Annotated in this window: 12 protein-coding genes; 6 read left to right on the plus strand and 6 right to left on the minus strand. The window is 34.9% G+C overall.

The window, feature by feature from the left end; genetic code table 11:
* Window positions 1-8: 8 nt before the first annotated feature.
* A complete protein-coding gene (gene mraZ, locus REB14_RS23845; RefSeq protein ID WP_309523464.1) occupies window positions 9-467 on the minus strand; it encodes a division/cell wall cluster transcriptional repressor MraZ in 459 nt (152 codons plus the stop codon).
* 272 nt (window positions 468-739) lie between these two features.
* Here mraZ and REB14_RS23850 point away from each other — a divergent pair, with 272 nt between their 5' ends.
* The 3 genes from REB14_RS23850 to REB14_RS23860 all read left to right on the plus strand — a co-directional run bounded on the left by REB14_RS23850 (window position 740) and on the right by REB14_RS23860 (window position 2,629).
* A complete protein-coding gene (locus tag REB14_RS23850; RefSeq protein ID WP_047426276.1) occupies window positions 740-1,501 on the plus strand; it encodes an alpha/beta fold hydrolase in 762 nt (253 codons plus the stop codon).
* Window positions 1,502-1,563: 62 nt separating this feature from the next.
* Entirely contained in the window at window positions 1,564-2,187 is a 624-nt protein-coding gene (gene yihA, locus REB14_RS23855) for a ribosome biogenesis GTP-binding protein YihA/YsxC (protein ID WP_079244017.1), read from the plus strand.
* Window positions 2,180-2,629: a GNAT family N-acetyltransferase gene (locus REB14_RS23860; RefSeq protein WP_309523465.1), complete on the plus strand. Its 450-nt coding sequence runs from the start codon at window positions 2,180-2,182 to the stop codon at window positions 2,627-2,629. The genes yihA and REB14_RS23860 overlap by 8 nt, the downstream gene beginning before the upstream one ends.
* A 248-nt stretch (window positions 2,630-2,877) precedes the next feature.
* Here the strand turns inward: REB14_RS23860 and REB14_RS23865 are convergent, their stop codons facing one another.
* The 4 genes from REB14_RS23865 to REB14_RS23880 all read right to left on the minus strand — a co-directional run bounded on the left by REB14_RS23865 (window position 2,878) and on the right by REB14_RS23880 (window position 6,687).
* Window positions 2,878-3,945: a type I restriction endonuclease gene (locus REB14_RS23865; protein WP_309523466.1), complete on the minus strand. Its 1,068-nt coding sequence runs from the start codon at window positions 3,943-3,945 to the stop codon at window positions 2,878-2,880.
* A 122-nt stretch (window positions 3,946-4,067) separates the two neighbouring features.
* Window positions 4,068-4,733, minus strand: coding sequence for a response regulator (locus tag REB14_RS23870; protein WP_062672626.1), 666 nt, complete (start codon window positions 4,731-4,733; stop codon window positions 4,068-4,070).
* Window positions 4,734-4,745: 12 nt separating this feature from the next.
* The gene (locus REB14_RS23875) at window positions 4,746-6,335 is read right to left on the minus strand and encodes a tetratricopeptide repeat-containing sensor histidine kinase (protein WP_309523467.1); all 1,590 of its coding nucleotides are present in this window, start codon (window positions 6,333-6,335) and stop codon (window positions 4,746-4,748) included.
* Between the two features lie 172 nt (window positions 6,336-6,507).
* Window positions 6,508-6,687: a hypothetical protein gene (locus tag REB14_RS23880; protein WP_309523468.1), complete on the minus strand. Its 180-nt coding sequence runs from the start codon at window positions 6,685-6,687 to the stop codon at window positions 6,508-6,510.
* A gap of 362 nt (window positions 6,688-7,049) precedes the next feature.
* Here REB14_RS23880 and REB14_RS23885 point away from each other — a divergent pair, with 362 nt between their 5' ends.
* Both REB14_RS23885 and REB14_RS23890 read left to right on the plus strand, forming a co-directional pair.
* Window positions 7,050-7,889 carry a hypothetical protein gene (locus tag REB14_RS23885; RefSeq protein ID WP_309523469.1) on the plus strand — a complete coding sequence of 280 codons (840 nt, stop codon included), beginning with the start codon at window positions 7,050-7,052 and terminating at the stop codon, window positions 7,887-7,889.
* A gap of 74 nt (window positions 7,890-7,963) precedes the next feature.
* On the plus strand, window positions 7,964-9,751 hold the full coding sequence (locus REB14_RS23890; protein WP_309523470.1) for a metallophosphoesterase family protein: 1,788 nt from the start codon (window positions 7,964-7,966) through the stop codon (window positions 9,749-9,751).
* 145 nt (window positions 9,752-9,896) lie between these two features.
* On the opposite strand, the gene REB14_RS23895 is transcribed toward REB14_RS23890, so the two are convergent.
* Complete coding sequence (locus tag REB14_RS23895; protein WP_309523471.1) at window positions 9,897-10,973, minus strand: phosphatidylinositol-specific phospholipase C1-like protein; 1,077 nt, start codon at window positions 10,971-10,973, stop codon at window positions 9,897-9,899.
* Window positions 10,974-11,302: 329 nt separating this feature from the next.
* On the opposite strand from REB14_RS23895, the gene REB14_RS23900 reads away from it, so the two are divergent.
* Window positions 11,303-14,347 carry a SusC/RagA family TonB-linked outer membrane protein gene (locus REB14_RS23900; protein WP_309523472.1) on the plus strand — a complete coding sequence of 1,015 codons (3,045 nt, stop codon included), beginning with the start codon at window positions 11,303-11,305 and terminating at the stop codon, window positions 14,345-14,347.
* Window position 14,348 lies beyond the last annotated feature (1 nt).

Here is a 14,348-nt window from a genome sequence, read left to right on the forward strand (position 1 = left end):
ACCTACAGTTATTCTTCATCGAAAGAGCCCATTACATCTTCGGCAAGGCTTGCAAAATCAGCTTCATTGGTGGAAATTACCTTTTCATAGGCATCTTTATTCCAAATTTCGAAGAGTTCTCCTGCGCTGGTAATCACAATATCTTTTTGGAGATTTGCGAAAACCGTAAGGTCTTTAGAGATCTGTAGCCTTCCTGCATTATCCAATTCTACTGTTTTTACTCCTGCCGTAAACATTCGTATGAAATCAGCATTCTTTTTTATGAACCTGTTCAGTTTATTAATTTTGCCCATCAGTTTGTCCCATGCATTCATAGGATAGACTTCCAGACAAGGTTGGAACACAGATCTTTTGACTACAAACGCCTTATCGTCGAAGTTTTCCATCTGTTTGATTAAAGATGAAGGAACTTTTAAGCGGCCTTTGTCGTCAATTTTACACTCATATGTCCCAATGAAATTTTTCATTTGGGACAAATTTATATAATAATTTCCAAAATTTCCCACTTTTTCCCACTTTTTGACTCAATGTTAATAAGTTTTATTAAAGATTGAATTTCAATAATGTAAAATGCTGATATGAAGAGACTTGTTGGAAGTGCTATTTAAGCCATAATAAAGCCGTTTTGAAAAAAAAAGTTAAAAAGGAGAATATTATATTATTTTTATCTTAAATTAGGATAATCAAAATTTTTTTGAGGTTTAATTTGTATTTTTGCAGGGCTTTATTAAGGCGTTTTATGATATTTAGTACAAAAAAAGAAAAGAAATATTCCTATGTAGAAGCGGGAGAAGGACATCCATTAGTGCTGTTGCACGGGTTAATGGGTGGTTTGAGTAATTTCGATAAAATGGTAGATTTTTTTTCGGATAGAGGCTTCAAAGTATATGTTCCTCAGTTGCCGATCTATGATCTGCCGGTACTCAATACGAATCTTACCACTATCGCAAAATATATTATCAAGTTTATAGAGAGCCATATTTCCGGTCCTGTTACTATTGTAGGAAACTCAATGGGAGGGCATGTAGGGCTTATTCTGACTTTGGCAAGACCTGATCTGGTAAAAAATCTGGTTCTTACAGGAAGCTCCGGACTATATGAAAGAACTTTCGGGGACAGTTTTCCGAGAAAGAACGACCGTTCTTACATCAGAAAGAAGACGGAAGAAGTTTTCTATGATCCTAAGGTGGCCACAGAAGATCTTGTAGATGAAGTTTTTGCAGTAGTGAATGACAGAATGAAAGGAATCAAGACCGTAATGCTGGCAAGAAGTGCCATCAAACACAATATGCTGAATGATCTTCCGAAGATTGTGACACCTACCTGTCTGATCTGGGGTAAACAGGATAATGTTACTCCTCCTGAAGTGGCAGAAGATATGCACAAGTTTATTCCTAATTCCGACTTATTCTGGATTGATAAATGCGGCCATGCTGCCATGATGGAAAAACCGGATGAATTCAATGAGATCCTGTATAACTGGATAAAAGATAAAGTTTAAAACATATAAATGACCATTAAGAGCTTTTCTTAATGGTTTATTTTTCTAAAATACATTCAAAAATGATTATCAAGACAGCAGAGTTTGTAAAGAGTAGTGGAAAATGGCAGGAATGCCCTGAACCAAATATTCCCGAATATGCTTTTATCGGAAGGTCGAACGTAGGAAAGTCATCACTGATCAATGCAATGATGAATCACAAAGATCTTGCTAAAACATCACAGACCCCAGGAAAAACCCAGCTGATCAATCATTTTTTGGTAAATGAAAACTGGTATCTTACCGATTTACCAGGATATGGCTATGCAAAGGTTTCAAAGGTTCAGCGAAAAGATTTTGAAAAGCTGATCACCAATTACATTCTGAACAGAAGAAATCTGGTTAACCTTTTTGTGCTGGTAGATGTAAGACATACTCCGCAAAAGATTGATCTGGAATTCATCCAATGGTGTGGAGAAAGTGGAATCCCGTTCTCGATTGTTTTTACCAAGGCAGACAAACTAAAACCGAACGCAGTGGTCAAAAATGTTGAAGATTATAAAACTGAGCTTCATAAGAGCTGGGAAGATCTTCCTGAACTGTACGTTACCTCAGCAGAAAAGAAAGAAGGAGGAGACAACATTCTTAATTTTATACAAAAGACCAATGAATTTCTAACGAATAATAATATAAGTTTCGATGAGTAATATTGTCTGGAAAATCAAAACATTTGATGAGTTTACTGTTCCTGAATTATATGCAGTATTGAAAGCCCGTATTGATGTTTTTGTGATTGAACAGAATTGTCCTTACCCTGATCTTGATAACTATGATCAGAAAGCAGTTCATATCTGGGCAGAAGAAGACGGACAGGTACTGGCATACTGCCGTGTCTTTGACAAAGGAATAAAGTATGATGAAACTTCCTTCGGAAGAGTTCTGACTACAGAGCAGGCGAGAGGAAAAAGCCTGGGAAAACAACTTATACAATACGCTGTGGAAACTATAGAAAACCGTTTTCATACTTCTGAAATCAAAATATCTGCACAGGATTATCTGTTAAGATTTTATGGTGGATTCGGATTTGTAGATACAGGAAAAAAATATCTGGAAGATGATATTCCACATACGGAAATGATAAGAAAATAAAAGGTATCTCATTTGAGATACCTTTTTCGAACTGTATAAAATTATATTGGGTGTTATTAGTTTTTTTTCATCATTTCTTTACTCCAAAAGTAAAACTATTATGAAAATTAGCCTTACGGAAAACCGTAATGGGTTAAATAATTCCTTGATTTTTACAAAATGTAAGAAGCTGTTTGTCTTAAAGTCTTCTTTCATCTCCATTTAGACTGATTAAGCAATTGGATCTAACATTGTTGAGAAGTTTGTACTTAGTAGTTTTCTAATGTCTTATGAAGTTGTTCTCTAAAATTATAGATCTCATCAAGGCTATTCAATAATACTTTCTCTCCTGCATCTTTACCATTATGAAAGGTTTCAATGTATTTATTAGCTGTATTGAAATGTAATCTGCAAAGGGGTTTTCGGTTATTATCATCCAGTAAAATTCCAAAATAAGATAATGTATCTCTATAAGCTATACGTGCTGCCGGAACTTTTTCTCGCATAATAGCTTTTACGATCTGGAAGCCTTCAAGCTCTTCTTCAGTTGTCACAATCTTAGAGTCATTATTTTCATCTATAGGTTGAGGTGTTTTTATTTCATCTTCTTGTTTCTCAATTTGTTCATTAATGTTTAAAGCAGATTTAAGCCTGAAACTGATAGATTCATTAATAGATGTTGCTAATGCTTTTTTTGTATACTCTTTAAAAGAAAGCATTCTGTTGGCAGTCATTGGCTTTTCAAAGAATCTTCCAACCAATAGTTTTACAATTTCATCAGATGGAGATTCTATTTCTTTTTCAAATTCCTTTCGTATAGCCTTAATATATTTCAACGCTTCAGCAGAGTCCAGAATACTTTCAAGGTTGTAATCCCTTTTGGTAAAGCTTTCCAGTATTTTAATTGAACTATCTTTTATATCTTCAATATTGATGGTGAAAAATGGTTTTTCATCCATAATATTAGGTTTTTCAAGATCCGTATAAAAATTATAAACAATACCGTTTGTTAGAACACCAAATCTTGTTTTAGAAACATGATAATACCTGTGAAGTTGAGAATTATGAGCATCAGCACTTTCCTTCCAATGTTTACATTCAATAATAAAAATAGGCTCATCATTATTTTTAATGACATAATCTACTTTTTCTCCTTTTTTAGTTCCTATATCGCAAACATGCTCAGGTATCACTTCTGTAGGATTGAAAATGTCATAGCCTAAAATTTGAATAAAAGGCATTACAAAAGCATTTTTAGTAGCTTCTTCAGTTGCAATTTGATCTTTTAATCCTGATACTTTCTGTTGCAATTGCTCAAGCTTAATTTTAAGGTCCATTCTGTTGTTTTTATTTCTACTCCAAAATTATTATCCTTTGAATTTCAATCCTTACGGAAAACCGTAAAACAAAAAACCTTTCAAAATGAAAGGCTTGTATACAATGGTGACTCTAACAGAATTTAAATAATTCCCAAATCTTTACAAAAAGCTACAAGCTGTTCATTGCTTGTTATCTGTAGATCTTCTTTCATGCTGTTCAGTTTTTTTTCTACACTGCTTAAGCTATTGGGTTTAATATCGTTGTTTTGAAGATAAACAGGTATGTTTTTCTGTAAAACACCCTGAGACAAAAGAGAGACTAAGGTGATATCATAGGTGGAAAACTCATAATTGTTGAGCTTCTTTACCTCCTGTTTAAGATCAAGAGAAAGATAATTTTCGTCTACATACGTTGAAGCAATTGCTTTTTTAAGTTCTTTTGAATCATTTCTGGCTTTACGAACAAAACCATTAATTCCATATTCGTTAAAAAGGCTGTCTATCACCCCGGATCTATGTTCTGCAGAAAAAACAATGACTTTCAATGAAGGATGCAGTTCTTTAATGGTCTTTATCAACTCTTTTCCGTCTTTGAGATTTTGTATGTTATGGTCTTCTTCAAAAGAAAGATCTGTAATTAACAAATCATAAAGATCACCTTCACGAATGGATTTTTGAATTTTAGCTAATGCATCATCACAATAATAGACATAATCTGTGTTGGAAATACTAAGGTCTTCTAATGTTTTCTGTACAGAGATACTACTGCTTTCGTGATCTTCAGCTATTAAAATTTTTTTGAACATTCTTTTTCTTTTTTAAGAAGCAGGAAATGAAATATAAATTTTCAATCCCTTTTCGGTTTCCGTGTCAAAAATAATTTCTCCATGGATAGCTTCAATACGGGAATCCGTATTTGTTAAACCATTTTTGTAAGTAATTCCTTCTGAAATGCCGATACCATTGTCTGTATACTGAATTTGTATCCTGTTATTTTTTCTTTCAAATTTAAAAGCAACAAGGGTGGCCTGACTGTGCTTTTTCATATTTATCAGAAGTTCCCGCATCACCTGATAGATTTCTTCCCTGGTAAATTCTTTCAGTGTTTTCCATATATTTTCATCATTTCCGGCAAGGTAGGTCTTTACATTTTCATTATTAAAAGATGCGATAAGATTTGATATTCTCTTACTGAACTCAGATTTATTTTCGGAGGCAGCTTTCTCATAGGAAATATCTCTTGACTTTTCATATACAAACTCCAATTCGTCCAGTACTTTTTCTTTGTCAAAATCTTCCTGGTTTTCGATCTTGGTCATTACCTGATAAATTCCGTTGGCTACTACATCGTGAATTTTCTTGGAAACTTTTAGCTGCTGTTCTTTTAACTTATTGTCGGATTCCAAAAGCATGGTCTGCTTACGTTTTTTATACCAAAAGAAAGCACCGATTATAAGGGCAAGCGTTCCTAAGCTTATACTTATAATTAAAATATTCTTTTTAGTGATTTGATATTCCTTTTGAACGAGCCCTTTCTGAAGCAAAAGATTTTCAGCTTTCTTCTTTTCTACATCAAATTCTATCAGAGCAAATCTGTTTTTTGCTTTATCTCTTGATAATTGAATGCTGTCATTAAGTTTTTGATATTCTGTAAAGTAACCTTGTAAGTGGATTCCTTTGTCATTTTTTACCAGAAAGTCAAGAGCCTCTAATCTGTCATTGGGATTTTTGATTGCCTTTGCCAAACGATATTTTTCATTGATATGATACAATGCTTTAGACCTATCTAAGCGTAGATAATATTCAGCAAGATGAGAATGACTGGATATGAGACCAGATTTATCATTGATTTTTTGTCTTAAAACAACTGCGGCTAACAAGCCTTCTTCTGCCTTATAATTATTATTTTCAAGCCAGCTGATATAATTGTAATTATCTAAAATTCTGGCATAATCAATCTCGTTTTTTTGCAGTGTTTTATTCTTGAGAAGAGATTGGTAAATATTGATGGCCTGCGGGTAGCTTTTCAGTTTTCCGTAGGTGTCTGCAATATTATTTTTGATCGTTATTTTCTGAAAATTATCCGAACTTACCTGTAAAGCTTTATGATACCAGTTGAGAGCCTCAGAATAATGTTTGAGATTTTTTTCGGATATCGCAAGGTTATTATAAATGGAAGGAAGATAGGCGGAGTCTTCAGGAAGTTTTAAAAAGGATAATGCATCAATAGCTCTTTCATTACTGCTAAGATAATCTCCGATATCATTCAGTATAATAGCCTTCAAGGTTAAGCAGGATGCAATATTGGCGGAATCATTCTTTAGCTTATAAATACTTTCCGCTTTTGAAAGGAGAGTGAATGCCTTTACATTATCATTATTGTATAAAGAAGCTGCTTCATTGTACATTTTGTCCGCTTCAGTTGAAGGGGCCTTTACCGGAGGATTCCTGTTTTCGGAAAAATTACAGCTAATGAATAAAAGAAAGATTCCTAGAAATTTAAAACCAGCATACATGATAATAATTGATAGCAACTAAAGGTATTAAAAAAAGGACAATTTTCATTGCCCTTTTGTTTAATTATTTTTTTGGAGGCAAAATCTGTCCTGTTTCGCCGCTTGTGTCTTCTGGAGCCATTCCCAATGTTCCGGTTGAAAGGTTCATTGTAGGGGATTCGTAATTATTGTTATCAGTTGTTGAAGTATTGGCATTATTATCTGAAAATGCTAATCCTAATAGCATCATTATAATTTGGATCATTTCCTTTAAAATTTTCGAAGTTGAAATCGTATTTCTTCCTCTCACGAAGTATTTATCGCAAGCTGTACACTGTTAAAATTTCGAAGCGCTTCTTAATTTTTAGGGAAGTGAACCTTTAAAAACGGAGAAGAAACATCTGCTTCCCAATCCGGAGTTTAATCCCTGTTTTCTCTGGTTTTTCTGAAATCAGTTTTTGTTATGTTTTTGTTGATTTCTAAGGCAAATTTGCAGTAAAAAAGAAGAGGGATGTTAGACAAAACATAGACATCAGTAGACAGTGAGTAAGCGTGGAGTTATTACGGAAATCCGTAATGTGGTGTGATTGAAAATCATCTACTTTGTAATGCCCGAAAACACTGTATATGTCCAAGAAAAAACTACTGATTAATGAAGTATTTGAGCAGGCAAGGAGAGAGTCAGAGAAAACCACAAAAAGTGGACTGGCTACTTATCTGCATCTTTGTTTTATTGATAACCTGAAATTCTATGATATTTCAGAGAAAACCTTCATACGGTATTATGAAGATTTCGTAGAAGGCAATAGCTGCAGGAATATTGAACCTGAGAGACTGAATAAAATGAGCCAGTATATCGGCTATAAAGATTTTACAGAGTTTTCAAGGACTTTTATCAAAAATGATGAAAAAAAAAATTTGACCACCGTCAAAATAAGTGTGGATCAGGATGAAGAAATTATATCGGAAAGACTTTCTAAGATCAATATAAATATCATTAATGAACAGCACTTTAAAATGCCGGAGTTTGTCAGACAGAACAGTTTTGGCCTTGTTGGTATATTTATGCTCGGAGGTTTTTTAATTGGCAATTATTATTGTTCATCCGGGAATAGAAATACATATAATCCATTCAGTTTTTTGACTCTGCCTGCCATTGAAAAGAATTGTATGTGCTGGGATCAAAATGAATATAAGTTGGCGGACTGCAAGGAAGAAAATCCCATATTGAATGTTATTCCTAAAGATATAATCCGGATTAAATACTTTAAACGTATTACAAGAAAAGATACTCTTACAGTGGAGAATGCCCTGGGGAAAATATGGTATTCAAAAGTCAATGGGGAAGTTGAATTTTTTACCATGGATGGAATTGATCCTGAAAATAAAAAGGAACTAAAACCGGCCACTGAATACATCATTAGAAAATATTCCGGGAAAAAATCTGAGATGAGCCCTTCAGAATAAACTTCCTTCACAATAATTTAAAATTCAATTAAAACAATTCCTTATCTATTCCTGTAATTTCGTCTTATTTTAAGATGAATAAAATAATAATCTCCTTTTTAACTTTTGTATTTTCATTTTCTTACGCCCAGAAATCCGTACGGATCGCTTTTCTTTCAGATGTGCATTTCCAGGACTTGTACGGAAGTTTTTCGGATAACTATTTTAAAGGAATTATAAATCCCAAAACTGGAAAACCAACGATTCTGAGAACAATGGATTCTCAATTGCATTCCACAAGAATCTTCAATGAGAACTATTTTGCTTTTCTTAAGGCTTTGGATGATATTGTGGAGAAAGGAATTAAAATTGTAGCTATGCCCGGAGATTTTTCGGATGATGGACAGGCATATAACCTTCGCGGGCTTCATAGAATTTTACAGCAATATCATGAAAGATATGGGATTGATTTTTATTTAACTACAGGAAATCATGATCCGGTGGGACCATTTCGGAAGGATGGAGGAAAAGATGATTTTCTTGGGCAAAATGGAAAGCCATTAGGGATTTACAGTAAAGAAAGTATCAGTAAATCAACAGATAAAGTCATTACAAAAGATATTGCAGAATCCGGATATCTTGAAATTCTGAATGAGTTAAAAGATTTTGGCTTCTCCCCAAAAGAAGAAGATCTGTTTTGGAGTACTCCTTTTGATGATAATTCATTTAAAAATTACTCTTACAAAAAAGGATTACAGTCTGCAGAGTATTCCAAAAGAATGTATGAAGTGACTGAAGGTTTCTCTGTTCCGGATTTGAGTTATGTTGTTGAATCTGTGAAAGATGTATGGCTTGTTGCTATTGACGGAAATACATATATCCCGAAAAACATCAATGAACGCCATGAAAATGTTTCCAACTATAAAGGAGCGAGTATTGGTTATAATAATGTACTCACAAACAAACAGCATTTAATCCAATGGGTAAAAAAACTGGCTGCTGAAGCAAAGAAAAACAATAAAACCCTTATTGCATTTACCCACTATCCTATGATTGATTTCAATGATGGAGCAACCCTAAAAATTAAAGGGCTGCTAGGGGAAAAAAAATGGCAATTGGAACGTGTTCCTCAGGAAGAAGTAGCAAAAGTGTTTGCTGATGCGGGTTTGCAAATTCACTTTGCTGGTCATATGCATATAAATGATACGGGGATAAGGAAAGCAGGGGATAATATTTTAGTGAATGTTCAGGTACCCTCATTGGCGGCTTACCTGCCGGCATATAAAATTCTGACTATACAATCTCCGGAGAAGATGGAAGTTCAAACTGTCGTTTTAAATGAAGTTCCTCGCTTCGATGAGTTGTTTCCCTTATATGAAAAAGAGTATGAAGCTTTACAAAACAATACAGACAAAATAATTTGGAATAAAGATATTTTAAAGACAAAATCCTATCATGATTTCATGCTTTTTCATTTAAATGAACTGATTCGACTACGGATGATTCCGGATGACTGGCCAAAAGAGTTTATTGAAAAGACAAAAAATTTAAATGGGGAAGATCTTCTTTTACTTATTCAAAATAAAAACCAACTGAAAGAGAAAGCAATCAGGTCTGAAGACTTTAAAAAATGGTCTTTTGATGATCTGTTATTGGACGTGTACAAATTTCAATCGGCGGATGAACTGGCAAAAAAGGATATTCCGGAGGAAAGGCTGAAGCAGTATGAGATATTGGAGAAATTATACAAGGAGAACAATTCAAAAAAACCATTTGTTCAGCAATTAAAATCTGTGTTTAAAATTCTTACTTTACTTTCCAACGGAGATCCTGCAGATCATTTTAAAATAGATTTAAAAAGGAAAGAAATAAAAAGATTGTAAATTGTAATGCTTTATAAGCATGCAATTTATGCTTAAACATTTGTGCCTATTTGTGAAAAATATTAGTGTCATTAGTGTTTAAAAAAAAGAAAGGCTGCCCATCCAGACAGCCTCCTCAATTATAAATCTAATAGCAAAAACAGGACTATTTTCCTGTTACAGGATTCTTTCTTTCATAAGTGTTGTTGTCAAAACTTACCTTATAATTGGATTTGAATAACTTGCTGGGATAATAATAATCGGTTGTAATGATCTGTGCTCCGCTTTCCTTGGCTTTTTCAAATCTTGAATAGTCTTCCCTTCGTGCTTCCATTGTATCTGCATCAGCTCGGGTACGAATGATATATCCTTTTTTAACCAGATCTTTTATGGCAGTACCGTCTTTTTGAGGTTCATTCATAAACAAAACAGCAGACTCGGGAGTTCCGGGAGTAGAATTGGTAAAAATCATTCTCCCTTTCAAGGAAGGATGATCTTTAGCATATAAGTCTCTGTTTTCTCCATTATTATCCAGTACGAAAAGGAATTTTCCTTTTACCTCTTTTACTTTTGGCCAGTTTTTGTTTAGAGCAGCTTCGTTCAATGTTGTATAAGAGCCACGGATATCATCCGGTGTAATTATCTTGTCTTTTCCCAGATACTTTTTCAATTCATGATCCAGATCGTCAAAGAGTTTCGATGTGTAATGTTCCGGTTCGGTTCCAAACTGATTGGCTTTTCCATCCTTGGGCTCAAGCGTTATAAAAACAGGATCGTGATCAGGATGTTGATCAGACCATTTTTTCAAATCCTTTAAACAGTCTTCTAAGGTATAATACCACGTCTGATAATCAATATCTGTCACATGAATCATCTTGTAACCTGGCTTTTTCATTTTGCCTTCCGGATCAAAAGGTTCAGAGGTTTTTACCAGATCCAGAATTTTCGGATGGGCATATTTTCCTCCCTGGCTGTCTGCATATACATCAATTTCCAGATTTCTAAGTCCCAGATCCAGTTGCTGTGGAATGGGAATGTGCTCATACTGAATCCTCGGTAAAACATTCAGGGTATCTTTTTGAGATAAATAACTGTACACCTCAGGAATGATAGCCTTTTTATAGGAATTATGAGAGCCAATGACCTGAATTTCATTAATTTTTAAATCATTGGGATTGTTAGATTGTGACCAAAACAGGTTGAATGAAGACAAACAGACACTCAATAGAACAGCCTTTTTCATTTCGATACATTTTGAATACGAAATTACTCACTCTTTGCGGGAGACGATTTATATATTATGTTAAGTTATTTTTAAAATTCTGTGAATATTGGAAAAATAGATGCTTGTAAATAGTTGATATATAGTTATTTCTATTCTCTCAATTTGAGATATTTATATATTATTGACTTTAAGATAATATTATGTTAAAATAGATTTGTGGGAGATCCTTTTACTTTGTATGCCGAAATAAAAACTAACCGTTGCCTGAAAAGAAAACCACTGTTGCGGGAACAACAGCGGCTTTTTGATAAGCAATGTAACGTCTTGCAATTACTTTACTTATTGATATGTACCACAAAATTAATTTTTTTAAGTTTAAAAAGCTAATTCCGATTGCATTAATTTTTTTGGTGACAAGCCAAGCTGATGCCAAAGGATTTACTTCAAACTATCCTGTCTTTTCGCAGGTAAACGAAACCATTTCCGGAACTGTGACGGATCAGAAAGGAGCTGCTGTTGAAGGCGCCAAAATCACGGTTGTAGAAACCGGAGAAACTGCTTCTACTGACGCATCGGGAAACTTTACCATTTCGGCCAGCATTGGACAGACCTTATCTGTTTCTTATGAAGGATATGGAATTCAGATGGTGAAAATTTCCAGTACTTCCGTTGCTGTACAATTAGAAACTAAAAAAGAATCAACATCCATCGAAGAAGTAACACTGGTAGGATATGGTTCCCAGAAGAAATCTGATTTAACGGGAGCCGTAAGCCAGCTAAAAGCTGAGAATTTTAAAGAAGGGATGAACATTTCCGTTGACAATCTGATGCAGGGGAAAATTGCGGGTGTCCGTATTGTCCAGTCGAGTGGAGAGCCGGGAGCGGGAGTGAACGTGTCCATCAGAGGGATCGGTTCTATCCGAAGCGGGAGTACTCCTTTATTTGTTGTAGATGGAGTTCCTTTGAGTAACGATGCGGTAAGTGCTACAGGCCCGAATATCGGGTTAGGAAATGCGCAGGCCAAGAACCCGTTAAACTTTTTAAATACCAGTGATATTGAATCTATTACGGTTTTGAAAGATGCTTCCGCTGCTGCAATCTACGGGGCAAGAGGTTCAAACGGTGTTGTTTTGGTAACAACGAAAAGAGGAAGAAAAGGAGAACCATTGTTTACCTATGATACGTATTTAGGTTTTTCTTCAGTGATTAAAAAATTAGACCTGATGACGGCTGATGAATATAGGTCTGCAGGAATCAATAAATTATACGACCATGGGGGAAATACAGACTGGCAGGATGAAATCTTCAGAAATGCAGTCGCTTCCAATCATTCAGTATCGTTTTCAAAATCTACGGAAACCGGAAATTATTTTGCGTCCATTTCTCACATGGATCAGGATGGGATCATTCTGAACAGTGGTTTCAAAAGAACAACGGCCCGTTTGAATGCAGAAGAATCATTTTTTGATAATAAAAGATTAAAAATTAAACTTAATCTTACGGCAAGTGACATCAAAGAAACGGGAATCCCGAACGGAGCCAATGCAGGTTCTGACGGTCAGGTGATTATCCATGCTTTGATGGCGAATCCTACGCGTTCCGTGTATGATCAAAACGGAAATTATACCAACTTTAATATGAATGCTCATTACAATCCTTTGTATCTGCTGAGTGTTTATAACGATAAAACCAATACTTTCAGAGTATTAGGAAATACAGAAGCCACATTGAGAATCTTACCCGGATTGAATTATAAGTTCAATTTAGGAATTGATAAAACAATGTCTGAGAGAAATACAACGATGTACCCAAACATTACAGACAGAACTCCGAAAGGAATGTATGTTCAGGCTAATCTTGATTCTTATAATGTATTGTTGGAACATTACTTAACCTACGATCTTAATTTAAATAAACATAATTTCAGCTTGTTAGGTGGTTTCTCCTATCAGAAATTCAAAACTACAGGAACTTATTTCGGAGTGAAAAATATTGCGAATCAGGGAGCGGGAATTCCACCGGAAATTAATCCCGGATATTCTGGTGAAGCCTTTATTCCGGCAGCAGGATATGCTCAGGAGAATGAGCTACAGTCCTATTTCGGAAGAGTAAACTATAATTTTGATAAAAAATACTTACTAACGGCTTCATTAAGAGCTGATGGTTCTACCCGTTTTGGTCAAAACAACAAATACGGGTATTTCCCTTCTGTTGCCGTAGGCTGGACGGTTTCTAATGAAAATTTCCTGAAAGATTCTCAGATCATCAATGAATTAAAATTAAGAGGAAGCTGGGGACAAACCGGTAATCAGGAAGTCCCTAATAAAATCACTCAGGCAAGCTCTTCACTGTCACCATCCGGAGGATATTATTTGTATGATAATCTGAATCTGATCAATGGAGTAGTGATCAACAGAACGCCTAATCCTGATCTGAAGTGGGAAGTGGTGGAGCAGACCAATATTGGAGCAGACTTTAGTTTATGGAGAAACAAATTGTACGGATCATTGGAATACTACAACAAAGTAACGAAAGATCCGATTCTGAATATCCCTTCCAGACCGTTAAGCCCTACAAGTACAGTATGGAAAAATGTAGATGCAAAGATTGTTAATAAAGGATTTGAGTTCTCTTTAGGTTCAGAAATTATCAAAACTGAAAATTTTACATGGAACTTTGATGTCAATGGTGCTACGTTGAATAACGTGGTGAAAGACCTTCCGGTTTCAGCGATTTATTCAGGAGAAGTATCTGGGCCCGGACTTTCAGGAGTGACGGCTAATATCTACAGAAATGGCTACGAAGCAGGTTCTTTCTATATGCTGAACTATCTAGGAGTGGATGCGAATGGAAAATATATCTATGAAGATGTAAATAATGATGGAAGAATTGACCAGAATGACAGAAAGATCTTTGAAGGAGCGATACCAAATTTCACTTTCGGAATCAATTCTTATATGAAATACAAGAAGTTTGATTTCTCTTTCTCATTCATCGGACAGACAGGTGGCTATCTTGTGAATAATACCGCATTGGATTTAAATATCAACAACTTAGCTTCAGACAGAAACGTGTTGAAAAACTTCTATGAATCCGGAGCCAACTTTACCAATCAACCTCAATTGTCATCCCTTTATCTTGAAAAGTCAGATTTTATCAGACTGAATAATGTGAGATTAGGATACACTTTTGATACCAGCCAACTGAAGTTTCTGAGAAGTATTAATTTGTATGTAAGTGCACAAAACCTGATGACTCTTACAAGCTATTCAGGATATGATCCATTGGTGGATACCAACAAACAGGTGAGTGGAAACCAGTCTCTGGGAATTGATTATACCACCTATCCATCTGCAAAGACTTTCATTTTGGGAGCTACTGTTAAATTTTAAT

This window comes from Chryseobacterium metallicongregator (assembly GCF_031324065.1).
In the GTDB taxonomy this organism is placed as follows: Bacteria; Bacteroidota; Bacteroidia; order Flavobacteriales; family Weeksellaceae; genus Chryseobacterium; species Chryseobacterium metallicongregator.